The sequence below is a fragment of the Clostridium thermopalmarium DSM 5974 genome (assembly GCF_002995795.1).
Classification (GTDB): Bacteria; Bacillota; Clostridia; order Clostridiales; family Clostridiaceae; genus Clostridium_H; species Clostridium_H thermopalmarium.
On the sequence record NZ_PVXN01000053.1, the window covers coordinates 110,059 to 135,531 of the forward strand.

At 31.9% G+C, this 25,473-nt stretch carries 28 protein-coding genes, 4 tRNA genes and 1 riboswitch; of the genes, 31 read left to right on the forward strand and 1 reads right to left on the reverse strand.

The window, feature by feature from the left end; genetic code table 11:
• The first annotated feature begins 9 nt into the window (after positions 1-9).
• The 25 genes from CPAL_RS09570 (at position 10) to mreB (ending at position 21,991) form a co-directional block, all read left to right on the forward strand.
• Positions 10-585 (forward strand): hypothetical protein, encoded by a 576-nt coding sequence (locus tag CPAL_RS09570; RefSeq protein WP_061858009.1) that lies wholly within the window; start codon positions 10-12, stop codon positions 583-585.
• 47 nt (positions 586-632) lie between these two features.
• A complete protein-coding gene (locus tag CPAL_RS09575) occupies positions 633-1,364 on the forward strand; it encodes a ZIP family metal transporter (RefSeq protein ID WP_082787839.1) in 732 nt (243 codons plus the stop codon).
• A gap of 71 nt (positions 1,365-1,435) precedes the next feature.
• Positions 1,436-2,491: an L-threonylcarbamoyladenylate synthase gene (locus tag CPAL_RS09580; protein WP_106024497.1), complete on the forward strand. Its 1,056-nt coding sequence runs from the start codon at positions 1,436-1,438 to the stop codon at positions 2,489-2,491.
• A gap of 11 nt (positions 2,492-2,502) precedes the next feature.
• A complete protein-coding gene (locus CPAL_RS09585; protein WP_061858006.1) occupies positions 2,503-2,946 on the forward strand; it encodes a low molecular weight protein arginine phosphatase in 444 nt (147 codons plus the stop codon).
• A 59-nt stretch (positions 2,947-3,005) separates the two neighbouring features.
• Positions 3,006-3,455 carry a ribose 5-phosphate isomerase B gene (gene rpiB, locus CPAL_RS09590; protein ID WP_061858005.1) on the forward strand — a complete coding sequence of 150 codons (450 nt, stop codon included), beginning with the start codon at positions 3,006-3,008 and terminating at the stop codon, positions 3,453-3,455.
• 35 nt (positions 3,456-3,490) lie between these two features.
• Positions 3,491-4,120: a uracil phosphoribosyltransferase gene (upp, locus tag CPAL_RS09595; protein ID WP_061858004.1), complete on the forward strand. Its 630-nt coding sequence runs from the start codon at positions 3,491-3,493 to the stop codon at positions 4,118-4,120.
• A 206-nt stretch (positions 4,121-4,326) separates the two neighbouring features.
• Positions 4,327-4,815 (forward strand): deoxycytidylate deaminase, encoded by a 489-nt coding sequence (locus CPAL_RS09600; RefSeq protein ID WP_061858003.1) that lies wholly within the window; start codon positions 4,327-4,329, stop codon positions 4,813-4,815.
• Between the two features lie 24 nt (positions 4,816-4,839).
• On the forward strand, positions 4,840-5,868 hold the full coding sequence (locus CPAL_RS09605) for an MraY family glycosyltransferase (protein WP_106024595.1): 1,029 nt from the start codon (positions 4,840-4,842) through the stop codon (positions 5,866-5,868).
• 69 nt (positions 5,869-5,937) lie between these two features.
• Complete coding sequence (wecB, locus tag CPAL_RS09610) at positions 5,938-7,059, forward strand: non-hydrolyzing UDP-N-acetylglucosamine 2-epimerase (protein WP_165815314.1); 1,122 nt, start codon at positions 5,938-5,940, stop codon at positions 7,057-7,059.
• Between the two features lie 483 nt (positions 7,060-7,542).
• Positions 7,543-8,718: an acetyl-CoA C-acetyltransferase gene (locus CPAL_RS09615; RefSeq protein ID WP_061858001.1), complete on the forward strand. Its 1,176-nt coding sequence runs from the start codon at positions 7,543-7,545 to the stop codon at positions 8,716-8,718.
• 546 nt (positions 8,719-9,264) lie between these two features.
• Positions 9,265-9,639, forward strand: coding sequence for an ATP synthase subunit I (locus CPAL_RS09620; protein ID WP_061858000.1), 375 nt, complete (start codon positions 9,265-9,267; stop codon positions 9,637-9,639).
• Between the two features lie 13 nt (positions 9,640-9,652).
• Positions 9,653-10,336 (forward strand): F0F1 ATP synthase subunit A, encoded by a 684-nt coding sequence (locus tag CPAL_RS09625; protein ID WP_061857999.1) that lies wholly within the window; start codon positions 9,653-9,655, stop codon positions 10,334-10,336.
• 98 nt (positions 10,337-10,434) lie between these two features.
• A complete protein-coding gene (gene atpE, locus CPAL_RS09630; protein ID WP_061857998.1) occupies positions 10,435-10,692 on the forward strand; it encodes an ATP synthase F0 subunit C in 258 nt (85 codons plus the stop codon).
• A gap of 51 nt (positions 10,693-10,743) precedes the next feature.
• The gene (locus tag CPAL_RS09635) at positions 10,744-11,223 is read left to right on the forward strand and encodes a F0F1 ATP synthase subunit B (protein WP_106024597.1); all 480 of its coding nucleotides are present in this window, start codon (positions 10,744-10,746) and stop codon (positions 11,221-11,223) included.
• Positions 11,224-11,225: 2 nt separating this feature from the next.
• Positions 11,226-11,762, forward strand: a complete 537-nt coding sequence (locus CPAL_RS09640) for a F0F1 ATP synthase subunit delta (protein ID WP_106024498.1) — start codon at positions 11,226-11,228, stop codon at positions 11,760-11,762.
• 23 nt (positions 11,763-11,785) lie between these two features.
• Positions 11,786-13,294 carry a F0F1 ATP synthase subunit alpha gene (atpA, locus tag CPAL_RS09645; RefSeq protein ID WP_061857996.1) on the forward strand — a complete coding sequence of 503 codons (1,509 nt, stop codon included), beginning with the start codon at positions 11,786-11,788 and terminating at the stop codon, positions 13,292-13,294.
• A 28-nt stretch (positions 13,295-13,322) separates the two neighbouring features.
• On the forward strand, positions 13,323-14,204 hold the full coding sequence (gene atpG, locus CPAL_RS09650) for an ATP synthase F1 subunit gamma (protein ID WP_061857995.1): 882 nt from the start codon (positions 13,323-13,325) through the stop codon (positions 14,202-14,204).
• A 13-nt stretch (positions 14,205-14,217) separates the two neighbouring features.
• Positions 14,218-15,615, forward strand: coding sequence for a F0F1 ATP synthase subunit beta (atpD, locus tag CPAL_RS09655; protein ID WP_106024499.1), 1,398 nt, complete (start codon positions 14,218-14,220; stop codon positions 15,613-15,615).
• A gap of 15 nt (positions 15,616-15,630) precedes the next feature.
• Positions 15,631-16,032, forward strand: a complete 402-nt coding sequence (locus CPAL_RS09660; RefSeq protein WP_061857993.1) for a F0F1 ATP synthase subunit epsilon — start codon at positions 15,631-15,633, stop codon at positions 16,030-16,032.
• 211 nt (positions 16,033-16,243) lie between these two features.
• Positions 16,244-16,939 (forward strand): hypothetical protein, encoded by a 696-nt coding sequence (locus CPAL_RS09665; RefSeq protein ID WP_061857992.1) that lies wholly within the window; start codon positions 16,244-16,246, stop codon positions 16,937-16,939.
• Positions 16,940-16,969: 30 nt separating this feature from the next.
• Positions 16,970-18,229, forward strand: a complete 1,260-nt coding sequence (gene murA / locus CPAL_RS09670; RefSeq protein WP_061857991.1) for a UDP-N-acetylglucosamine 1-carboxyvinyltransferase — start codon at positions 16,970-16,972, stop codon at positions 18,227-18,229.
• A 180-nt stretch (positions 18,230-18,409) separates the two neighbouring features.
• A complete protein-coding gene (gene spoIID, locus CPAL_RS09675) occupies positions 18,410-19,438 on the forward strand; it encodes a stage II sporulation protein D (RefSeq protein WP_106024500.1) in 1,029 nt (342 codons plus the stop codon).
• Positions 19,439-19,694: 256 nt separating this feature from the next.
• Positions 19,695-20,453: a M23 family metallopeptidase gene (locus CPAL_RS09680; RefSeq protein ID WP_061857989.1), complete on the forward strand. Its 759-nt coding sequence runs from the start codon at positions 19,695-19,697 to the stop codon at positions 20,451-20,453.
• Between the two features lie 122 nt (positions 20,454-20,575).
• Entirely contained in the window at positions 20,576-20,830 is a 255-nt protein-coding gene (gene spoIIID / locus CPAL_RS09685) for a sporulation transcriptional regulator SpoIIID (RefSeq protein ID WP_061857988.1), read from the forward strand.
• 129 nt (positions 20,831-20,959) lie between these two features.
• Positions 20,960-21,991 (forward strand): rod shape-determining protein, encoded by a 1,032-nt coding sequence (gene mreB, locus CPAL_RS09690; protein WP_061857987.1) that lies wholly within the window; start codon positions 20,960-20,962, stop codon positions 21,989-21,991.
• A 63-nt stretch (positions 21,992-22,054) separates the two neighbouring features.
• Here the strand turns inward: mreB and yyaC are convergent, their stop codons facing one another.
• Positions 22,055-22,606, reverse strand: a complete 552-nt coding sequence (gene yyaC / locus CPAL_RS09695) for a spore protease YyaC (protein WP_061857986.1) — start codon at positions 22,604-22,606, stop codon at positions 22,055-22,057.
• 109 nt (positions 22,607-22,715) lie between these two features.
• Here yyaC and CPAL_RS09700 point away from each other — a divergent pair, with 109 nt between their 5' ends.
• The 6 genes from CPAL_RS09700 (at position 22,716) to metK (ending at position 25,445) form a co-directional block, all read left to right on the forward strand.
• Entirely contained in the window at positions 22,716-23,309 is a 594-nt protein-coding gene (locus CPAL_RS09700; RefSeq protein WP_061857985.1) for a hypothetical protein, read from the forward strand.
• Positions 23,310-23,542: 233 nt separating this feature from the next.
• Positions 23,543-23,618 (forward strand) — tRNA-Thr (locus CPAL_RS09705).
• Between the two features lie 5 nt (positions 23,619-23,623).
• Positions 23,624-23,708: transfer RNA gene (locus CPAL_RS09710), tRNA-Tyr, on the forward strand.
• Between the two features lie 5 nt (positions 23,709-23,713).
• Positions 23,714-23,789, forward strand: a tRNA-Val gene (locus CPAL_RS09715).
• Positions 23,790-23,848: 59 nt separating this feature from the next.
• Positions 23,849-23,933, forward strand: a tRNA-Tyr gene (locus tag CPAL_RS09720).
• Positions 23,934-24,099: 166 nt separating this feature from the next.
• Positions 24,100-24,201: riboswitch (SAM riboswitch) on the forward strand.
• Between the two features lie 68 nt (positions 24,202-24,269).
• Positions 24,270-25,445, forward strand: a complete 1,176-nt coding sequence (metK, locus tag CPAL_RS09725) for a methionine adenosyltransferase (protein WP_106024501.1) — start codon at positions 24,270-24,272, stop codon at positions 25,443-25,445.
• Positions 25,446-25,473: the final 28 nt, after the last annotated feature.

Here is a 25,473-nt window from a genome sequence, read left to right on the forward strand (position 1 = left end):
GGTGCAGTTATGAATATAAATAAAGCCATTAGAAAGCAGAAAAAATCTATTAAAAGATTTATGCTGTCTATGGGCTTTATTTTTATTTTGCTTCCAACTGTTGCATATGTTTCTAAAATATCCTCTTGGTTTTTAATTATATATTTAATATTAATAGAAATTTTTATAATTGTTGCCATATTAATCAGACTTAATAGAGAAACTTTAAAATTTGAATATGGAAGTAGGTTGAAGATTCAAAACGGTATTCTAGGAGAGGGTTACAGTATAGACTGCAATAAAGTAAAAGCAGTACACTCTATAAATAGAGGAAAAGCATTAGAAATAATAGTCATATTAAAATCAAGATTTAGAAATAAAAACATAAAGAAAGTAGATAGTAATTTTTTAAAGGATAATAACTGGGCTAATATATATTTTAACGATACAAAAGAAAACAGTAAAACAGAATATTACTATATAATAATAGACAAAGGTGGATATATTAAATATAAGTTTTTAGACTTATTATATAGAAACTGCATAAAAGCGGATTTTACAGAAGAGGCTATAAAAAGAATAAAAGAATATAGAATTAAAGAATAAACTCCCCATTTCTGAAATAGTATAAATTAGAAATGGGGGGATTTATTTTGGATAGACAAGTTATTTTAATAGTCACCTTTGCTAGTTTACTTTCATTGGCAGGAACAATGATTGGCGCATCTATAGGTATAATAATAAGAACACCTTCTAAGAAGGTAATAGGCGCTATAAATGGTCTTGCATCAGGGCTTATGCTTTCTATAATTATGCTCGACTTAATTCCAGAGGCTGTAGAGAAAATAAACTTTTTTAATACTATTACTTTTTCTATAATTGGGATTTTTATTATTATGTTAATTGATATGCTCAGTGGGAATGAAGGGAGGTTCTTTAGTGATACGCATACTAAAGCTGCATTTATGGCTGCATTAGGCCTTATGCTTCATAATTTTCCTGAGGGGATTATTATGGGAGCTGGTTTTTTAGCCAACGCCAGCCTTGGAATTAAGATGAGCATACTAATAGCCATTCATGATATACCTGAAGGAATAGCAGTTTCGGCTCCTCTTATGGTATCTAGAGTAAAGATATCAAGAATATTAAATTATGCATTTATAACGGCATTTCCTACTTTAATTGGAGCAGGTGTTGGAATGTACATAGGTAATATCTCAAATATAGTTTTAGGGGAGTGTTTAGCCATAGCTTCTGGAATAATGCTCTACGTAGTTTTTGGACAAATGCTTCCAGAATCTCTAAGGTTATGGGATGGTAAAACTGCAACTTTTAGTATATTATTAGGGCTAATATTAGGACTTGTAATTACTAATATGTTGTAATAAAATAATCGGTAAGTAAACATCTCAAATTTATGGTTTGTTAAAAATTTAAAGTAAAGAAGTGAAGATACATGGATACAAGAGTTGAATATTTAGATAGTAATATGCCGAATAATGAAATAATAAAAAAAGCAGGGGAAGTTATAAGAGAGGGTGGACTTGTAGCTTTTCCTACGGAAACTGTATATGGACTTGGAGCAAATGCCTTAGATGAAGAAGCGGTAAAAAAGATTTTTATTGCTAAGGGAAGACCACAAGATAATCCTCTTATTGTGCATGTAGCAAGTACTGAAATCGATGATTTAGTAGAAGAAATTCCAGATATTGCAAGAAAATTGATGGATAAGTTTTGGCCAGGGCCCTTAACATTGATAATGAAAAAGTCTTCTAAAATTCCTTATGTAACAAGTGCAGGACTTGATACTATAGGAATTAGAATGCCTTCAAATGCTGTGGCTAACAAACTCATTAAAGAATCTGGAGTTCCTATAGCAGCCCCTTCAGCTAATATATCTGGAAAGCCTAGTCCAACCAACATAGAAAGATGCATAGAAGATTTGCTGGGAAAAGTTGACTACATAATAGGTGGGGAGGTATGCAATGTAGGGTTGGAATCTACTATTGTAGACTGCACTGTTGAACCTCCTTGTGTGTTAAGACCAGGTGGTGTTACTCTGGAGATGCTTAAAGAAATTCATAAAGATATATATATAGACCCTGCCATTATGAAAAAGCCTGAAGGAGATTTTAGACCAAAAGCTCCAGGAATGAAGTATAGGCATTATGCACCAAAAGCTCCAGTAAAAATTATTAGCGGTAATTTACAAAAAACTATTGCAAAAATTAACGAAATGGTGCAAAATTATATGGATACAGGTAAAACAGTTGGAATTATGGCAACTGATGAAAGCATAAAAAATTATCCTAAAGGCATAGTTAAGTCCTTAGGAAGCAGAAAAGATTTAAGAAACATAGGTAAAAACTTGTTTAAAACCTTAAGAGAATTTGATGATGAAAATGTAGATATAATATTATCAGAGGCTTTTGAAGAAAAAGGTATAGGTATTGCTGTTATGAACAGACTAAAAAAGTCAGCTGGTTTTGATATAACTTATATTAATGATTAACGGAGGACAGTATGAAGATTTTATTTGTTTGCACAGGAAATACATGTAGAAGTTGTATGGCTGAAGCTATATTCAATAATATATCTGATATAGAAGATGTAGAAGCATATTCTGCTGGAATTTCTATTGTACCTGGCAGCAAAACATCTAGAAATACTGCTATACTTGTGAAGGAAAAACTTGGGGTAGACATTAGTGAAAGAAATGCTGTTCAATTAACAGAAGAGCTTTTAAGGGAAAGTGATCTTATTTTGACTATGACTTACTATATGAAAGAAATGATATCAAAAGCCTTTTCAGAGTATAAAAATAAGGTATATTCTTTAAATGAATATATAGGATTAAAAGATGATGTATTAGATCCTTATGGCGGTGATATGGAAACATATAAGGCTACATTTGATGTTTTAAGCAAAAGTGTAGAATTATTGTTGCATAAATTAAAAGGAAGATAGTGGCAAATGCCACAAGTATCTTCTTTTTTTGTATAAAATATAATTTAGGAGGAAACATTATGAAGATAGCTATAGGATGCGATCATGGTGGATTTAAACTAAAAAATGCGGTTATTGAACACCTACAAAAAAAGGGGCTAGAAGTTAAGGATTTTGGAACATATACAGAGGAATCTTGTGACTATCCTGAATTTGCTCAGAAGGTAGCAGAGGAAGTTGTATCTGGAAACTATGAATTTGGCATACTTATATGTGGAACAGGAATAGGAATAAGTATAGCAGCTAATAAGGTTCCAGGAGCAAGGGCCGCTTTATGTCATGATACATTTAGTGCTCATGCAACTCGTGAGCATAATAATGCAAATATATTAGCTATGGGAGAGAGAGTTATAGGTGTAGGTCTTGCTTTAGATATAGTTGATACTTTTTTAGGAACAGAATTTGAAGGTGGAAGACACCAAAGAAGAATTGATAAAATTAAAGAAATAGAAAAAAAGTATTATAAATAGAACAAAATATATAAGTTTGGTAGGAGGAATTTTTTATGGGTAAGATAACACAAATTGCACATCCTTTGATATTACATAAATTATCTATAATAAGAAATAAAGAAACAGGTGCTAAGGATTTTAGAGAACTTGTAGAAGAAATAGCTATGCTTATGGCATATGAGGTTACACGAGATTTTCCATTAGAAGAAGTGGAAATAGAAACACCTATATGCAAAACAAAGGCTAAGATGCTTTCAGGAAAAAAAGTTGCAATAGTGCCAATACTAAGAGCTGGCCTTGGAATGGTAGATGGAATGTTAAAGCTTATACCAGCAGCTAAGGTTGGCCATATAGGATTATACAGAGATGAAGAAACGTTAAAACCTGTAGAATACTTCTGCAAGATGCCTCAAGATATAAGTGAAAGAGAAATTATAGTTACAGATCCAATGCTTGCAACAGGTGGATCAGCTATAGATGCCATTAATGCTCTAAAGAAAAGAGGAGCTAAAAATATAAGATTGATGTGTCTTGTAGCATCACCAGATGGAATTAAGGCTGTAATGGATGCTCATCCAGATATAGATATATATACAGCAGCTATAGATGAAAAATTAAATGAGCATGGATATATAGTACCAGGCCTTGGAGATGCAGGAGATAGACTTTTTGGAACTAAATAATATATAATAAAAAAGCTAAGTTGCAATTAATTTATTGTAATTTAGCTTTTTTTTAATTTAAAATAAGTATATTATATTAAAACTAAGATTCTACAAAAAGATATTCTTTATCTAAAGTTTTTTATTAAATCTTTCAATTATTTCTTTTATGGTATAGAATAATATAGAATAGAACTGTTATACGTTTTTAGGAGTGAAAATAAGATATGGATAGAATAGACAAACATAACTATTATTTAGATATTTGTGAGACTATATTAGAAAGAGGAACTTGTATTAGACGTAATTTTGGAGCAATAATTGTAAAGAATGATGAAATTATATCATCAGGTTATTCAGGAGCTCCAAGAGGAAGAAAAAATTGTTCTGATTTAGGATATTGTAGAAGAGAGGAGTTAAAAGTCGAGAGAGGAACTAGGTATGAGCTTTGCAGGTCGGTTCATGCGGAACAAAATGCAATTATATCTGCAAGAAGACAGGATATGATAGGGGCTACATTATATTTAGTGGGAAAAGAAATGACAAATGGCGAATTGGTAAAAAATGCATCGCCATGCTCTTTGTGCAAAAGATTTGTAATAAATGCTGGTATAGCTAGGGTCATTATACGAGACACAAATAAGGATTTTAGAATAATAGATGTTCAAGAGTGGATAGATAATGATGATTCATTAAAAGGGGATGGATCATACTAACAAAAGGAAGGTTAAAAAATGGGTATGAATAGTATAAAAGTTTTGACCATGATTTCAGTGCTGATATCATTTTTATTAACACCTTTTATTAAAAAATTTGCCTTTTATATAAAAGCATTGGATATACCTAAAGATAAAAGAAAGATACATAAAGAGCCTATACCTTTGCTTGGGGGTATTGCTATATATATATCTTTTCTACTCACAATAATTTTAAAAGAAGGGTATTTAAACAAATCAGAAAGGGGTATTTTAATAGGAGCAACAATAATTGTAATTGGTGGCTTAATTGATGATCTGAAGGATTTAAAGCCTTGGATGAAACTTGCATTTCAATTGGCTGCCTCCATAGTTCTTGTAATATTTGAAGTTCACATAATTCGTGTAACAAATCCCTTTCCTACAGGAAGTTCATATATAAATTTAGGATATTGGTCCATACCTATAACTATATTATGGGTAGTTGGAATTACAAATGCTTTAAATTTAATAGATGGCGTAGATGGACTTGCAGCAGGAGTAGCGTTTATATGTTCCTTTACAATTTTTATTATAGCGGTTATAAATAGTAGAAGGGAAGCGGCACTTTTGACAGCAATCTTGAGTGGAGCTATATTTGGTTTTTTACCATATAACTTCAATCCAGCATCAATATTTATGGGAGATACAGGAGCACAGTTATTAGGGTTTTTATTAGCAGCTATATCCTTAGAAGGAACTATAAAGTCAGCTACTACCTTTGCAATAGCTGTACCAATTTTAGCTTTTGGCTTGCCTATATATGACACTTTATTTGCCATGATTAGAAGAAAGGTAAATGGGAAACCTATAATGCAGGCAGATAGAGGACATTTGCATCATAGGCTTTTAGACATGGGATTAAGTCAAAAGCAAGTAGTAATAATAATGTATCTAATTAGTGCAATATTAGGTGGGATTTCAATAATTGCAATGCAGATTAGTACACCAAGATCTTATTTTTTACTCACAGCAGTGGTGATAGTTATTGCATTAATTGCTTGGAAATTAGGATTTTTTAAACATAATGAATAGGATATGTTTAAAAATTCGAGAGCTGATATTTATTTTAAGCATAATCAAAAGTAAATAGGGAGTGAAAACGTGAGAAAAATAAAGGTAATGAGCGTTTTTGGAACTCGTCCAGAGGCAATAAAAATGGCTCCATTGGTTAAAGAATTAGAAAAGAGCAATCAAATTGAATCAGTAGTATGTGTTACAGCACAACACAGAGAGATGTTAGACCAGGTTCTAACTCTTTTTGATATAAAACCCAACTATGACTTAAATATAATGAAGGAAAAGCAGAGTTTAAGTGGCATTACAACAAATGTGCTTCGAAACTTAGAATGCATATTAAGTAAGGAACAGCCAGATATAGTTCTGGTTCATGGAGATACCACAACCACATTTGCAGCTTCACTTGCAGCCTTTTACAATAAAATAAAAGTTGGACATATAGAAGCTGGGCTTAGAACATATAATAAATATTTTCCTTTTCCAGAGGAAATGAATAGAAAACTTACAGGGGCTATAGCTGACTTTCATTTTGCGCCAACAGCTAGGAATAAGAATAATTTAATTAAAGAAGGAGTATCAGAAGATAAAATATTTATAACTGGAAACACAGTTATAGATGCTATGAACTATACCATAAAAGAAAATTACACTTTTGATAATCAACAATTAAATGAAATTGATTTTAACAAAAGAATTATAATGGTCACTGCTCATAGAAGGGAAAATTGGGGAAGCGGAATAGAAAATATATGTAAGGCTTTGCTAAAATTGAAAAAAAGCAATGAAGATATAGAAATCATATATTTAGTACATTTGAATCCTGTTGTAAAGGAAACAGTATATAAGTATTTAGAAGGAGTAGAAGGAATACATCTTTTATCACCCTTGGATACTAGAGATACTCATAATCTAATGAAAAAATGCTATTTCATAATGACGGATTCTGGAGGAATACAAGAAGAAGCTCCTCATCTTGGAAAACCTGTTTTAGTTTTAAGGGATGTAACTGAAAGAATAGAAGCCGTAGAGGCAGGTACTGTAAAAGTGGTAGGAACTAATGTTGAAAATATAGTAGACTGCGCTAATATTTTATTAAATAATGAAGAAGAATATTATAGGATGAGCAAAGCAGTAAATCCATATGGTGACGGAAAAGCTTCAAATCGAATAGTAGAAGCTATATTGAAGCATATGAATAATATGTAAAAAATAATCAAAAATGTTTGTATATGGCCGAATTAATTGAGAAGTTTTTAACAAGGTTAGATACGAATTTTTTATACGGCAAAGCTGAGAGGAAAGTTAGATATGGTTTTATGAGCAAAAATATTAGTTACTTTATTATATGAAACAAAAAAGAAAAATTGTAAAAGAGGATTAGCAACTCTATGTATAGGTGGAAGTATGGGAAACACGACTTATTGTTGAGATGATATAAAAATCCGTGTTATGCGGATTTTTTTGAGTTTAATAAATAAAAAAACTGGTCATACCACGTAAATCATAGAAAATGTACAAAAAACTTAAAATAACCATATATATTTTAAATATTGTCAAAATATTAACAAATACGAGGGAATTAAGAGTTGCTTATGAAAAAAAATATAAGTATAATAGAAAATGATGATAAAATAACAATCTTTAGAAAAATCTAAAAACATAAGGATTAAAAATTAGGAGGGTTTTAGCATGAGGGAAGTAGTTATTGCAAGTGCAGTAAGAACAGCTATAGGAAGCTATGGCGGAGCTTTTAAAGATGTACCAGCAGTTGAATTGGGTGGAGTAGTTATAAAAGAAGCCTTAAAAAGAGCTGGAGTTGACGGAAGTCAAGTTGATGAAATTATAATGGGAAATGTTTTACAAGCAGGACTAGGTCAAAACCCAGCTAGACAAGCTATGATAAATGCAGGAATACCAGTTGAAAAACCATGCTTTACAATAAATAAGGTTTGCGGTTCTGGTTTAAGAGCAGTATCATTAGCAGCACAATTAATAAAAGCAGGAGATGCAGATATTATTGTGGCTGGTGGAATGGAAAACATGTCACAAGCTCCTTATTTAGTTCCAAATGCAAGATGGGGACAAAGAATGGGAGATGGAAAATTCATTGATGAAATGATAAAAGACGGTTTATGGGATGCATTTAACCAATATCATATGGGAATAACTGCTGAAAACGTTGCAGAACAATGGAACATTACAAGAGAAGAACAAGATGCTATTGGTTTAAGATCTCAAAACTTAGCAGAACAAGCAGTTAAATCAGGAAGATTTAAAGATGAAATTGTTCCAGTAGTAGTTAAAACTAAAAAAGGTGAAGTAGTTGTTGATACTGATGAATTCCCAAGATTCGGAACAACTGAAGAAAAATTAGCTAAGTTAAAGCCAGCATTTAAGAAAGACGGAACTGTTACAGCAGGAAACGCTTCAGGAATAAATGACGGAGCAGCTGCATTAGTTGTTATGAGTGCTGAAAAAGCAGAAGAATTAGGAATTAAACCATTAGCTAAGATAGTATCTTATGGTTCAAAAGGTGTTGACCCATCAATAATGGGAGTTGGACCAGTAGGAGCAACTAAAGCAGCTCTTGCACAAGCTGGACTTACAATAGAAGATATTGATTTAATAGAAGCTAACGAAGCATTTGCAGCTCAATTCATAGCTGTTGGAAAAGAACTAGGATTTGATATGAATAAGGTAAATGTAAATGGAGGAGCTATAGCACTTGGACACCCAATTGGAGCATCTGGTGCTAGAATACTTGTAACATTACTTCACGAAATGCAAAAGAGAGATGCTAAGAAAGGTTTAGCTACACTTTGCATAGGTGGAGGAATGGGAACAACACTTATAGTTGAAAGATAATATTATAAAGACTATTATTTAATAACATAAAAAAGAGTGATTACATATTTAAAATGTAGTCACTCTTTTTTTATGTAGCAGAATAAAATAATTATTCAGCTTCTACTCTATTGCATATTTTAATTCATATTTATTTATGAATTTATTTACATAATATGAAATTATTATAAATTTAATACATGATTTTACTATTACAAATATTGCATTAAAACTGATAAGTTTATTCAAACTATATTAAAAGAAAATTATTAATATATAACAAAATAGTATGTTAAAAAGTCAATACTAATACAAAAAAAATAAAATAAATTAAAAAAATAATTGTTTGCAAATTGTGAAAATTATAAATACGGGATAAATAAATAAAAAATTATTAAAAAAGACTGGAAAAATTAAAATTCAATACAAAGCGAAGAAAATCAATGAATATAGCCGGTGAAAACGCTATTTTAAATGAATTACAACAAATTATTAGAAATTTTAATATTTGAATATACTGACAGCGATAATATAATAAAGTTTATTAATTAAATTTTAGGAGGAAAAATGAAAAAAAACAAGGAAGTTCAACAACTGTTAAGAAGTATAATCCGCTTAGATTTAATTGTTGGACTTGTTCTAGGAATAGTTGTTTACTTTGTAAAATCTGATTATGTGTTTGTATGCTTGTTAGGATTTTTTCTTGCTACTATAAACTTTTTTATAAACAGTTATATAACTGAGTATGCCATTATTGTAAATAGAAATAATGGTAAAGTTTTAATGGTTTTAGGGTATTTTTTTAGAATGTTTTTGGTAGGAATCATAGGAGCAGTACTATTTACACATAATAAATTTAATGTAATAGCTTATATGTTAGGTTATACTTTTCGTTTTTCTTCCTTAATTCTTTATGGCTTATCACTAAAAAATAAAAATTAAGAGGGGTGAGTTGATGGAGGAAGGAAACAAAATAATTCTTAGTTTGTTGGGATATAAATTCAGTATATCGGAGGCAGTTATTATTGAATGGGCTATATTATTAATCTGTTTAATCTTCTGTATTATAGTGAAAAATATATTAAAAAAAGGGATACCAGATAAAAAACAAAGCATAGTAGAAATGATCGTTGAAGGTATCAACAATTTGGTAACAAGCACTATGGGAGAAGGAGCAGCTGTGTTCGTACCGTATATAGGAACTCTAGTAATTTTTCTTTTATTGATGAATATTTCAGGTTTATTTGGCGTTGAACCTCCAACAAAGGATTTTAGTGTTACCTCAGGAGTAGCAGCTATAAGCTTTGTTGTTATTCAAGCGTATGCTATAAAAAAACATGGGCTAAAAAGTTATTTTATTGGGTATGCAAGACCTACATGGGTTTTACTTCCTATAAACATAATGGAAAGAATAATGCTTCCAGTGTCTTTAAGCCTGAGATTATTTGGAAATATCACAGCGGCATCAATAATTATAGAATTAGTATATAGTGGACTTGCTAAAACTCCATTAGGAATAGGGCAGTTAGCAATACCCACACCACTTCATTTTTATTTTGATATTTTTGATGGTGGACTTCAGATGCTTATTTTTGCAATGCTTACTATGATAAACATCAAAACAGTATCAGAACACTAAGAATGTTAAAATTTATAGGTTAAAAATTGAAGTAGCATAAAATAACATATTTGTTAATTATTATAAAAAATTAAGATGATGATTAGGAGGAATGAAATATGAATATTAGTTCAGAAGCATTTGTAGCAGGAATGTGTGCTATAGGAGCAGGTATAGCATCCCTTGCATGTATAGGTGGAGGAATTGGAACAGGAAATGCTACAGCTAAAGCTGTAGAAGGTGTAGCAAGACAGCCAGAAGCAAGTGGTAAAATAATGTCAACTATGATAGTTGGTAGTGCTTTATCAGAAGCTACAGCAATTTATGGTTTCTTAATAGGAATATTATTGGTATTAAGAATTGGAAATCTTATATAATAAATAGGTTTGGCAAAGATAAGCCTGAAGGGAGGCTTTAATCACAAAATGATGGAATTTACTATACCAACATTTGTATGGACAATTATAAATTTTTTATTGCTTTTAGGAATTCTCTCATTTTTTCTATTTAAGCCTGTTAATGAAATTATTAACAAAAGAAATGAGTCTATTACAAATAATATAAAAAAAGCTGAAGAAGATAGACAAGTAGCTGAAAAACTTAAAATAGAAAATGAGAAGGAATATAAATTAGCAAAGCAACAAGGCAAAAATATAGTAGAAGAATATAAACAAAAAGCAGAAAAAGTTTCTCAAGAGATAATCTCTGATGCTCACAAGGAAGCCGAACTCATTCTTGAAAGAGCAAAAAAAGAAATAGAAAGAGAAAGAGAAAAGGCAGAATACGAAATGAAGATAAAAACAGTAGACTTAGCTATAGAGTTATCTAAGAAAGCTTTAGAAGAATCTATAGATGAAGCTAAGCATAGAGAATTAATTAGAGATTTTATTGCTAAGGTAGGTAACTAATTATGTATGAATATCTAGATAGAAGATATGCTCTAGCTTTATATGAAATAGCTGAGAAAAATGGAAAAGTAGAGGAGTATATAAAAGAGTTAAAAGAGATACTTGAGCTAATTAAAACCAATGAGGAACTCTTAAGCGTAGTAAAGCATCCAGAGATAACTACTTCTCAAAAGAAAAGAGTATTTAAATCTATATTTAAAGGAAAAGTTGATGATTATATACTAGGCTTTCTTTTAATCCTTATAGAAAAAGATAGGATTCTTTATTTAGAGGAAAAAATTAATGAAATGGAAAAGATCCATTTAGAAAGACAAAACATTTTAGTTGCTAATGTTAAAAGTGTAATACCTTTAAATGAAGATGAAAAGAGTACCTTGATAGGAAAACTGAAAAAAATGTATGGTAAAAATATCATTTTAAAAGAGAAGATAGATAAAAGTATAATTGGTGGTCTTTATATAAGGGTAGGAGATGATGTTATAGATGGCACTATAAAGACTAAATTTGAAGAGATTAGAAGAAGAGTAATCCATAGCTAAGATAATAGAAAAGAGGTGGATGTATGAACGTAAAACCTGAAGAAATTACTTCAATCATAAGAAAAGAAATAGAGAGATATGAGCATAAAGTTCAAACCATAGATTCAGGTACTATAATACAAATAGGAGATGGTATTGCAAGGGTTTATGGACTTGATGACTGCATGGAAGGAGAACTCCTTGAGTTTCCTAAGGATGTATATGGAATGGCACTTAACCTAGAGCAAGATAATGTAGGATGTGTTTTACTAGGTAAGGAAGAGGGCATAAAAGAAGGAGACGTTGTAAAAAGAACAGGAAGAGTAGTTGAAGTTCCTGTTGGAGAAGCTTTAATAGGAAGAGTTGTAAATGCATTAGGTCAGCCTCTTGATGGAAAAGGACCTATAAGGACTTTGGAAACCCGACCAATAGAGGTTGAAGCTCCTGGAGTTATTGAAAGACAATCTGTTAAGGAACCTCTTCAAACAGGTATAAAGGCTATAGATTCCATGGTGCCAATTGGCAAGGGTCAAAGAGAGCTCATAATTGGTGATAGGCAAGTAGGAAAGACTGCTCTTGCAATAGATGCAATATTAAATCAAAAAGGAAAGAATGTTAAGTGCATTTATGTTGCTATAGGACAAAAACAATCTACTGTAGCTCATATAGTAAATACACTAACCGAAATGGGAGCTATGGATTATACTATAGTTGTTTCATCGACAGCTTCTGATTCAGCACCACTTCAATTTATAGCACCTTATGCTGGATGTAGTATGGGAGAATACTTTATGCATAAAGGAGAAGATGTGCTTATAGTTTATGATGATTTATCAAAACATGCGGTAGCATATAGAACTATGTCACTATTGCTTAGAAGACCACCAGGAAGAGAAGCCTATCCTGGAGATGTATTCTATATACATTCAAGATTGCTAGAAAGAGCTGCAAGGCTTTCAGATAAACTAGGTGGGGGGTCACTCACAGCTCTTCCTATAATAGAGACACTTGCAGGAGATGTTACAGCATATATACCTACAAATGTAATTTCTATTACTGATGGCCAAATATTTTTGGAAGCTGAACTTTTCTATGCAGGGCAAAAACCAGCAGTTAATGCAGGTATTTCAGTATCACGTGTTGGCGGAAATGCTCAAATTAAAGCAATGAAACAGGTTTCGGGAACTTTAAGACTTGAACTTGCACAATATAGAGAATTAGCAGCATTTGCTCAATTTGGTTCTGATTTAGATAAAGAAGCAAAGGCAAGACTTGAAAAAGGTAAAAGATTAGTTGAAATATTAAATCAAGACCAATATAATCCTATGCCGGTAGAAAAACAAATTATGATTTTATATGCTGCTGTTAACAATTATTTGTCAGATATCAAGGTATCAGATATCAAGAGTTTTGAAGAAGAATTCTTAGAATATATTGATACTCATCATAGAAATTTAGGCAAACAAATACTTGAAAAACAGGAGTTAACAGATGAGATAAAGTCAGAGCTAAACGCTTCTATAGAAGAGTTTAAAAAGATTTTTCTAGCATAGTGTATATATAGGCCTTAGGAGGTAGGATATGGCAGGTGCAGGGTTAATTGCTATAAAACGAAGAATAAAATCTATAAATAATACAAAAAAAATAACGAAAGCTATAGGACTTGTTGCCACCTCTAAACTAAGGAAAAATAGGGGGAGCTTAGCTCTAAATAATGATTATTACAATTCCTTTAGAGAAATTATGAATGAAGTTTTAGTAGATAATGAAATTGATACAAATAATATATATTTTAAATCCAATGGCAGCAAAAAAAAATTATATATAACTCTTACATCAGACACAGGTCTGTGTGGAGGATTTAATGCTAATGTGGTCAGTAAGACTTTAGAATACTTGTTAAAGGATAAGGAAAATTCTCTGTTGATAATTGTAGGACAAAAGGGAAGGACATATTTTAAAAAATTTAATATAGAATCTGTTGCGGAATATGTAGAAGTTCCAGATATGCCTACTATAAAAGAAGCAAAAACCATATTAGATAAAGCTTTAACATTATATTCTAAAGGAGAAGTTGGAGAAGTAAATGTAATATATACAGAGTTTATTTCTGCTGTTAAGCAGGAAGTTAAATTAAAAAAGTTACTTCCTATAGAGAGAGAGAGCATAGGAGTAAGTAATGAAAATAATAAAGATGATAAGAATTCCATAGTAGAATTTGAGCCAGAGAAAGAAAAGATTTTAGAAACTATTTCTGAGCTTTATCTAAAGCAAACCCTACTTAATTTAATGCTGAACTCCAAGACAAGTGAGCAGTCAGCCAGAATGAATGCTATGGATGGTGCCACAAAGAATGCAAATGATTTATTAGATAAACTTAATCTACAATATAATAGAATAAGGCAAAGTACCATAACACAAGAAATATCAGAAATAGTAGGAGGAGCAGAAGCTCAGAGATAAGGGAGGTATATTCATGGCGCATAATGTAGGTAAGGTTGTACAGGTAATAGGTCCTGTAATAGATATAAAGTTTGATTCTGATTTCCTTCCTAATATTTATAATGCTATAGAAGTAGATATGGGAGATGGTAAAGTACTCATAACTGAAGTTGAACAGCATATAGGAGACGATATAGTAAGAACTATAGCTATGGAAGCTACAGAGGGCTTGAAAAGAGGCATGAAGGCAGTTGACACTGGAAAGCCAATATCAGTTCCTGTAGGAAACGAAGTATTAGGAAGATTATTCAATATATTAGGAAAAACTATAGATACTGATGAAGATTTTCAGCCTAAAGAATTTTATCCTATTTATAGACCGGCTCCAAGCTTTGAGGAGCAATCAGTTGAGCCGGAGATGTTTGAAACTGGTATTAAGGTTATAGATTTAATAGCTCCTTATCAAAAAGGTGGAAAAATAGGATTATTTGGTGGAGCCGGAGTTGGAAAAACAGTCTTAATTCAAGAACTTATAAACAATATAGCAAAAGAACACGGCGGACTTTCTGTATTTACAGGAGTTGGAGAAAGAACCAGAGAAGGTAATGATCTTTATTATGAAATGAAAGAATCTGGGGTTATTAATAAAACGGCATTAGTATTTGGGCAAATGAATGAACCGCCTGGAGCAAGAATGAGAGTAGCTTTAACAGGACTTACTATGGCAGAATATTTTAGAGATCAAGGACAGGATGTGCTTTTGTTTATAGATAATATATTTAGATTTACTCAAGCAGGTTCTGAAGTATCAGCTTTGCTTGGAAGAATACCAAGTGCCGTAGGATATCAGCCAACTCTTGCTACGGAGATGGGAGCGTTGCAGGAAAGAATAACATCCACAAAACATGGCTCTATAACATCAGTTCAAGCTGTTTACGTTCCAGCAGATGACTTAACTGACCCAGCTCCAGCTACAACTTTTGCTCACCTTGATGCTACTACAGTTTTATCAAGAAGTATAGCTGAACTAGGCATATATCCAGCAGTGGATCCTCTAGAGTCTACATCTAGAATATTGGATCCAAGGGTTGTAGGACAGGAACACTATGAAACAGCAATAAAGGTTAAGCATATTCTTGAAAGATATAAAGAGTTACAAGATATAATAGCTATTTTAGGTTTAGATGAGCTTTCAGAGGAAGATAAACTATTAGTAGCAAGGGCTAGAAAAGTTCAGAGATTTTTATCTCAACCATTTACTGTAGCAGAACAATTTACAGGAATGCAAGGTAAATTTGTACCTGTTAAAGAAACAGTAAGAGGATTTAAAGAGATAATAGAAGGAAAGTACGATGATATACCTGAATCTGCTTTCTTGTTCGTTGGAACAATTGAAGAGGCTGTGGAAAAAGCAAAGGCTATGTCAGTATAGTGGGAGAGAAATAAAATGCTAAAGTTGTTTAAATTAAAGATAGTCACTCCGGTAAAGATTTTCTTTGAAGGGCAAGTAAAAGAACTAGATACAGAAACTCTGGGAGGGAAAAGAGGAATTTTACCTATGCATTCTCCACTGATAGCTATGTTAAAGCCTACTGTGTCAAAAGTTATACTAGAAAACGGAGAAGAGAAAAAATTCTTTTCTTCCACAGGAATCTTAAAAGTAAGTGATGGTGAAGTACTTATGCTTTGCGATGCTGCAGAATGGCCAGAGGATATAGATAGAAAAAGGGCAGAAGAAGCAAAAGCTAGAGCAGAAGGACGTTTAAAAGATAGGGATAATGTAGATATAGAGAGAGCAAGAATGGCATTACTTAGAGCCATAAAAAGACTTGAAGTATCAAATATATAAAAGTTATTAATACTTTATATTAAGAAGGTTATTGTGTTTAAAAAGGTACTCAGTATATGTTTTGGTAAAATGTGCGCGAGTACTTGTGAAAAAAACAATAGCCTTCTTTTTTTTGCACACTTTTATTAAAGAAATTATATATTAATAATATATTTGAAGTATATATTATTAATTCTTTGTCCATAATCTAAAGAGGAAGGCAGGGATATACATGGATAATAAGAAAAAAATACTAACTTTAATTTTAGTTACTATAGCTATAGTGTTGAATCAAAAAATATGTTATGCGTATAAAAATGTAAATTTATTTGAAAAAATGATTGAAGCATCTCAAGGTGAAATTATAGAAAATGGAGTAAGAACCAGTTTTAAATCAAATAGAAATGGACAAGAATTAGCTAAATACTTCATAAATAAAATCAATTCTAGCTATCGCACTGAAGCAAAATCCCATATAAATAAAGAAAATTACTATATTGATTTTGAAGAAGATAGCATAAAAGGAACAATAACTATAACAAGTTATAAAACAAAAAACATAGTAACCATAGATATTATCCAAAAATGTAATAATAATGAGCTAGACAGAATTAAAAACAATATAAAACTTATTACTGCTCCTGTATCTCGGGGTGATGAATCATATTATGAGTATTTAAAGGCAAAGCTGCCTAATAGGAATTTAAAAAGCTTAAATAAGCAATTAATCTCTATATTAAAGAAAAACGGAGCAGTCAACATTAGTTCAATAGAATTAAATAATGGATTTAGTAACTGCGCATATACCCGCAAATATACACCCAAAGTTAATAATGGTAAACTAATGGATTTAAATTTTGCATTGAGCAGTTATGCTTCGGGAAAATATTTAATTATTGGGACTCCTGAGATAATTATAGCTTACTAGTTAAGGAACGATGGAATGGAGAGGATATAAATGAAAAAGATAATAGTAGAAGGTGGAAAAAGACTGAGTGGTGAAGTGGATATAAGTTCAGCTAAAAATGCTGTACTTCCTATAATTGCAGCTAGCATATTGAGTGGAAAAAAAAGTAGAATAATAGATGCACCTTTGCTTCAGGATGTATATGTAATAACCGAGGTTTTAAAATCCATTAATGCTAATGTTAATATAGACAAAAGTAAGAAAGAAATAATTATAGATACTTCTTCAGTTAAAAGTGTAGAGCCAGATAGTGAGTTAGTGAGAAAGATGAGAGCCTCTTTTCTGATCATGGGACCTATGGTTGCAAGGTTTGGAAGATTTAAAATATCCTTGCCTGGTGGATGTAATATTGGCAGCAGACCTATAGATCTTCATTTAAAAGGTTTTACAGCATTAGGAGCTAAAGTTAGTTTTGGTCATGGACACGTAGAAGCTTATGCTCCGAGATTAATAGGAAATAAGATATATTTAGACTTTCCTTCTGTTGGAGCTACAGAAAATATAATGATGGCAGCAGTATTATCAGAAGGGGAGACTATTATAGAAAATGCTGCAAGTGAACCAGAAGTACAAGATCTAGCAGAGTTCTTAAATTCTATGGGAGCACGAATAAGCGGAGCAGGGACTGATACTATCAGAATTGTAGGGGTAAGAGAACTAGAAGAGTCCACATACAAACCTATACCAGATAGAATTGAAGCAGGAACCTTTATGGTTGCAGCAGCAATTACAAAAAGTAAGTTGAAAATAAACGGAGTGAGGGAGGAACACTTAAAACCAATTATAGCCAAATTAAGGGAAATAGGAGTTTGTATGGAAAAAGAAGGGGATAGCATTATAGTAGATGGAAATAATGAATTTAAACCCGTAGATATAAAAACAATGCCTTATCCAGGATTTCCAACGGATATGCAGGCTCAAATGATGAGCTTACTGTCAATTGTAAAAGGAACTAGTATTGTAACTGAAACCATTTTTGAAAATAGATTTATGCATGCTGCTGAACTTAAAAGAATGGGTGCAAACATAAAAATAGATGGAAGATCTGCAATAATAGAGGGAGTTGAAAGACTTACTGGAAGCGATGTTAAAGCTACAGATTTAAGAGCTGGAGCTGCACTTATACTTGCAGGATTGGCTGCTGATGGATATACGAAAATAGGAGATATATATCATATAGATAGGGGATATGTTGATATAGAGGAAAAGCTTGTTAAGTTAGGAGCAGAAATCAGAAGAATTGATGAATAAAGTTACACTATAATGGTGTAACTTTTTTTAATGGAGGAATATAGAGAGTTTAGAGCTACTCTATATTAATCTGGAAAGAATAGCTATTAAGGGTAGCTTGTATAAAATGAGGTAATATTTTCAGAAAGTAGATAATAGTATAGTATTGATTTTAAATTTAGAGAGTAGGGAGAAAAACATATGCAGAAAATTATTATTGGGATACTTTCTGGTATATTGTTCATTATATTGCTTTCTATTATAGTTGTGGGAGTAGATACAAAGTCATATAAAGAAGTACCAAATAACAATACAAGCCAGATAGTCGATAATATAAAAATAAAATCAATGTACAATAAGGAAGACTTAAATATAGATGTCTATATCACTAAGGAAAATAAAATAGATAGAATGAGTATAGAAGATTATGTTCTAGGTGTAGTTGCAGCAGAGATGCCAGCAGAGTTTGAAATTGAGGCTTTAAAGGCACAAGCTGTAGCGGCTAGAACCTATGGACTTGCTCATAAGGAGAATTTTGGAGCTCAAAAAAGTCCAAAAGCATGTGGAGCTGATGTAAATGATACTGTAGAGTTTCAGGTGTTTATGAATAAAGAAGAAAGGATGGAATTGTGGCCTAAAGATAAGAGAGAAGAGTATTGGGATAAGCTTAATAAAGCTGTAAAAGAGACAGAAAATGAGGTCTTATCTTATGATGGGAAACTTGTTATGGCTCCTTATTATTTTTCTACCAGTAGTGGAAGAACAGAGGATGCGAAAGATGTATTTAATAGGAGCATTCCATATCTAAAAAGTGTAGAAAGTCCTGGAGAAGAAAGATCACGTAAGTATGTAAGTGAAGTTAAGTATACTTATGGCCAACTTGCAGATATATTAAATAGATATAATTATAATTTTAATATGAAATCTTCTACATTAAAAAATCAGATAGCAATATTGGAAAGAACTCAGGGTGGAAGTGTATCTAAAATGAAAATCGGAAATCAATACATATCAGGACAAAATTTTAGAAATATACTAAATCTAAATTCTGCTAACTTTGATATAAAATTTAATTCTAATGATGTAGTTATTGTATGTAAAGGATATGGACATGGGGTTGGAATGAGTCAGTGGGGAGCAGATGCTATGGCAAAAGAAGGATATAATTATAAGGAGATACTATCCCATTATTATCAAGGAACAGATGTAATAAAGCTAAATGTTAAATAGATACAGGATAAAAAAGTGGAGAGTGGAGAAGTGAAGAGTTTAGAAATGTAGAAATTTAGAAAGTTTATATATGCAATTTAAAGATTAAAGATGAGAGGACAAATGTTGAATTGAGCAGAGCTTAATTCGGCATTTGTTTTTTTGTTTTATAAAGTAGGATAATGTCTAAAATCAAGGAAAAATGAGGAAAAGTTTTTTCATAAAATAGGTATTTTTTATTTCTAACAGGACAAACTACAAAACGGAGGTGTTTTTTATGGAAAACAAAGACAATAACAAAAGTGTTTTAAATTTCTTAAAAAAGGAGGGCTTCTATGTAATTTTATTTGTTTGTTTATGCATAATAGCAACAGTTACTGCAATAACAACAAAAAATAACAAAAAGGTAGATAATAGTCCTAAAACTACACAAAATCAAAAGGCTGATTCTAATAAGCCTGATGGCAGTGTTTCTCTATCTCAAAAAGATAAAGAAATCAATAATGCAGTTCAAGTAAAGCAGAACGAAGATGTAAAAAAAGCTGATACAGGAATGCAAGTGTCTACAGAAAAAGAAGTATCAGTATCAAACTCATCACAGCCAGAGTTTATAAAACCTGTAGAAGGCGAAATAGTGATGAAATATTCACAAACACCTGTATGGTGGGAAACTTCAAAATCATACAGACCTAACTTTGGTATAAACATAAAAGCAAATGTAGGTACACCTGTAAAAGCTGTTGCTAGTGGTGAAGTTAAATCAATAAATGAAAACGGATCTTTTGGAACAACTGTTACAATTTATCATCCTGAAAGTGGAAAGGCTACTGTTTATGGGAACTTAGATAAAGAAGTAAAAGTAAAGAAGGGTGATAAGGTAACTCAAGGACAGGAAATAGGAAAAATAGGAAAGACCTCCTTGAGAGGAATGTCAGAAGAAATAGGAAACAATTTCTTACACTTTGAGGTACTTAAAAATTTAAAGGAGGATGCACAATATTCAAGTGAAAATCCAGAAAAATATATAAAATACTAATTTAACAGTAAAAGCCATTTTCCGATTTTATTCGGAAAATGGCTAAATAATAAGGATGACATAGTAATTTAAAAGACTATAAGTGCATATTTATAAATATATAAGGTTAAGGAGGTAGCACTTTGAAAGATTACATTGAAGAAAGAGTTCTAGAAGTTGCAAGGTATATAATAGAATCAAAAGCTACTATAAGAAAAACAGCTAAGGTTTTCGGTGTAAGTAAAAGTACAATACACAAAGATATGACAGAGAGGTTACCTAAAATAAATCCACAAGTTGCTAAACAGGCAAAGGATGTTTTAGACTTAAATAAGTCTGAAAGGCATATAAGAGGCGGTAAAGCAACAAAAATGAAGTACAAGACTTTGGAAGGATAAAGTTTCTATTTCTGCTCAAAAAAAAAGGATTTTTTTGTAATCCTATAGAATAATTTGATATAAGCGTATATAATTAATATAGATAATTAATTAAGTAGAATCTACAAAAGAGCAGGAGTGAAAATAGAGATGTTTTTTAGAATGAGCACAGATATGGGAATAGATTTAGGAACAGCTACAGTACTGGTTTATATTAAAGGTAAAGGTATTGTTTTAAAAGAACCTTCAGTAGTTGCAATTGATAAGAACGCTAATAGAGTGCTGGCTGTAGGAGAAGAAGCTAGGCAAATGATAGGAAGGACTCCAGGCAATATAGTTGCTATTCGTCCGTTGAAGGATGGAGTAATATCAGATTATGATATTACTGAAAAAATGCTAAAACATTTTATAAGAAAAGCATGTGGAAAGAAAAAGGTAGGGGCACCAAGGGTAGTAATTTGCGTTCCATGTGAAGCTACGGAGGTAGAAAAGAGAGCTGTCAAAGATGCAGCAGTTAATGCTGGAGCTAAAAAAGTGTTCCTAATAGAAGAACCTTTAGCAGCAGCTATTGGCTCAGGATTAGATATAACAAAAGCAAGTGGAAATATGGTTATAGATATTGGTGGAGGTACCACTGATATTGCAGTTATCTCATTAGGAGGAATGGTTGTAAGAAGTTCTATTAAAGTAGCTGGAGATAATTTTGATGATGATATAATAAAGTACATAAGAAAAAAGCATAAACTTATGATAGGCGAGAGAACAGCAGAAGAGCTAAAAATAAATATAGGGACAGCCTATAAGAGAGAAGATAATATTACTATGGAAATAAGAGGAAGAGATTTAATAACAGGCCTTCCTAAGAATATAAGTGTGTCCTCAGAAGAAGTGAGGGAAGCGTTAAGCGAATCTGTTAATGCTATCGCAGAGTGCACTCATTCAGTGCTAGAAAGAACACCACCTGAGCTTGCAGCTGATATTGCTGATAAAGGTATTATGATGACAGGTGGAGGATCATTATTGCATGGATTGGATAAGCTAATAGCTGATGTTACAAAGGTCCCTGTATATGTTGCTCAAGATTCTGTTTCATCAGTTGCTCTTGGCACAGGAGAAGTCTTAAATTTTCTAGATAAAATAGATGCATCTTATAAGGGCCAAGATATCAATTTAATAGATTAAAGTTATACTTGCTATAAAAAGCTCTATGACTAATGTTTAGTTATAGAGCTTTTTATAAATTCGCTATATAAAATTATTATTCTTTTTCGAATGTAGTTGATAAAGATAATAGGAATGTATAAGAGAATGAGTAATAACTTTAGCCATGCCTATAATCAAATCTAAACGTATATTTCTATTTGTAAATAGTTCATTATTGTCACTAGAGTCCACAATACCTATTATAGAGCTTTCACCCACCTCAGGAAGGAACTTGCCTACGCCTTTTCCAGGGTGTATGGGATAATCTCTAGCCTGTATTTCGCCTATGTTTTTACTATCTCCTAAACAAGCATCTATACCTATTATATTAGATGATGGGTGTATTTTTTTTATTTCTTGTAGTTTCTTATCTATATTTAGAGCATGTATAGGTTCGGAAATGGTTCCATATACCTTGAGGGGAAATTTTTGTGTTTTTAAAAGGGTTCCCACCAAGGGGCCCAGACAATCACCTATACATCTATCTGTACCTATGCATACAATTATAGAGCTATCGTCTATATAATCCTTTAAAAAGTATGCAATTTCATAGTATGATAAGTTGTCTTTATAGTGGACTCTAACTTTATTCAAAATTGACACCTCCTTGTTAATTTATATGAAAAATAGTTATGTAATATGATGAAATAAAAGAATAAAAAAAGTAAATTATGAAATAATTAACATATGGAGGCGATTTGATATGAATAATAGATGGTTGTCTTTTATAGTGATTTTATGTACTTTAGTAAGCAGTTGTATTATGATAGGATTTAGTTTTGAAGAAAATGATATCAAAAATTCACTAACTATTACTGATTCTTATAAACAAGCAGAAAAAGAGATTGAAAAACCTAAAAAAATTCAAAATGAATCTATTAAAATAGAAGAAAAAAAAGAGAGTGTAGAAGAAAAGTATACTCATAATATGGATGAACATAACGATGAGAAAAAAGAAAACAAATATGAAATATCAGCAGATAAATATATAAGCAAACCTGAATATATGCACGAGTGTTATAAAGATGATTATTCATATGAGAAACAAGAAGAGGTACCTGTATTTAAAGTATCTACAGACGTTATAAGAAAAGAGGTAACCTTAAGAGATAAACAAAAGTTATTTATGATAGCAACAAAGTTATCGCCAAAGGATTTTATTAAGATAAAAGAATATCTTTATTGGAAAGATGAAGAAGAAGGAACAAGAAGGATTATAGAGTTAATAAAAAATAAATTGAACAAAGAAGACTATGAAAAAGTAAAAAGCATATTGGGTAAATATATTTATATGTAGTTAAGGAGCTAAAGATTTAGTGGAGCAGTGGAAAAGGTGAGGATTAAAACAAATTTAAAATCATAAAAGTTTTAAATGAATATATGTTTAAAATTAAGATATTTAAAGAAAAACTTAGAAAAATCAACTAGAATTGATATAATGTGTGTTTATTTGTGTTGAAATAAAATTAATATCAGGTTATACTAATATTCGTTGAGCGGCGATTCCGCAAAACAAAAACAAATAAATACGCTGGCATAGCTCAATTGGTAGAGCAACTGACTTGTAATCAGTAGGTTTCGGGTTCGATTCCTGATGCCAGCACCAATAACGGAGGAGTTCCCGAGTGGCCAAAGGGGGCAGACTGTAAATCTGTTGCGTTTCGCTTCAATGGTTCGAATCCATTCTCCTCCACCATAAATGGGCGCATAGCTCAGCTGGGAGAGCATCTGCCTTACAAGCAGAGGGTCACAGGTTCGAGCCCTGTTGTGCCCACCACTTATTGGATAAGTTATTGGTAGTAAATTTGATTTTTAGCTTATGTAAAAAATTAATATGGAGGAGTTCCCGAGTGGCCAAAGGGGGCAGACTGTAAATCTGTTGCGTTTCGCTTCAATGGTTCGAATCCATTCTCCTCCACCATATGAAGACATCTTGAATAAGGTGTCTTTTGCTTTACATAAAAATTTTGTATAAAATTTTAGTTTGCGATATAAAATATACAATAATTCTATCGAAATTATTGACACTGTAGTTTTGCTATGATAATATTATTTTACTTAAAATTAAATAAGAGATAAGAAAAAAGAACTTATCAAGAGAGGTGGAGGGAATGGCCCTGTGAAACCCGGCAACCGGTACAATTTGTACTAAGGTGCTAATTCCTGCAGTTGAATCTGCGAGATAAGGAATATTAATTATTAGTAAAGACCTCTTCGAATAAGAAGGGTTTTATTTTTTGTGAAAGGAGAAAATAAAATGAGAAGACTATTTACTTCAGAGTCAGTTACAGAAGGACATCCAGATAAGATGTGTGACCAAATTTCTGATGCTATATTAGATGCTATTTTAGAGCAAGATCCTAATGGAAGAGTAGCCTGTGAAACAGCAGTTACTACAGGAATGGTTATGGTTATGGGAGAAATATCCACAAATTGTTATATTGATATCCCTAAATTAGTAAGAGATGTAGTTACAGATATTGGATATACGAGAGCTAAATATGGATTTGACGCAGAAACTTGTTCTGTCCTAACATCAATAGACGAACAATCAGCAGATATAGCTATGGGCGTAGATGAGGCTTTAGAAGCTAGACTAGGACAAAAAGATGATGTTGAAGCTGTAGGAGCTGGGGATCAGGGAATTATGTTTGGATTTGCAACTAATGAAACTCCAGAGTATATGCCTCTTCCAATAAATATGGCACATAAACTTGCTAGAAGACTAGCTGAGGTTAGAAAAAATGGTACATTACCATATCTAAGACCAGATGGAAAAACTCAGGTTACAGTTGAGTATGAAGATGATAAGCCGGTTAGAATAGATGCGATAGTTTTATCTACTCAACATGATCCTGAAGTTACTCAAGAACAAATACGTAAAGATGTTATGGAGCATATAATAAAACCTATAATTCCACAAGAATGGTTAGATGAAAAAACAAAATATTACATAAACCCAACTGGAAGATTTGTAATCGGTGGACCTCATGGAGATACAGGGCTTACAGGAAGAAAGATTATAGTTGATACATACGGTGGCTATGGAAGACACGGTGGCGGAGCTTTCTCAGGAAAAGACCCAACAAAAGTGGATAGATCAGCAGCATATGCAGCTAGATGGGTTGCAAAAAATTTAGTTGCAGCAGGAGTTGCAGATAAGCTAGAAATAGGATTAGCTTATGCAATAGGAGTGGCTCATCCAGTATCACTTTTAGTTAATACTTTTGGAACTGGTAAAATTGAAGATGATAAAATAGTTGAAATAGTAAATAAAGTATTCGATTTACGACCAGGTGCTATAATTAGAGATTTAGGATTAAGAAGACCAATCTACAGACAAACAGCAGCTTATGGACATTTCGGAAGAACAGATGTAGAACTTCCATGGGAACAATTAAATAAGGTTGATGAAATCAAAAAATACATTTAAATTTTAAAAGTATACTTAATAAAAAGCT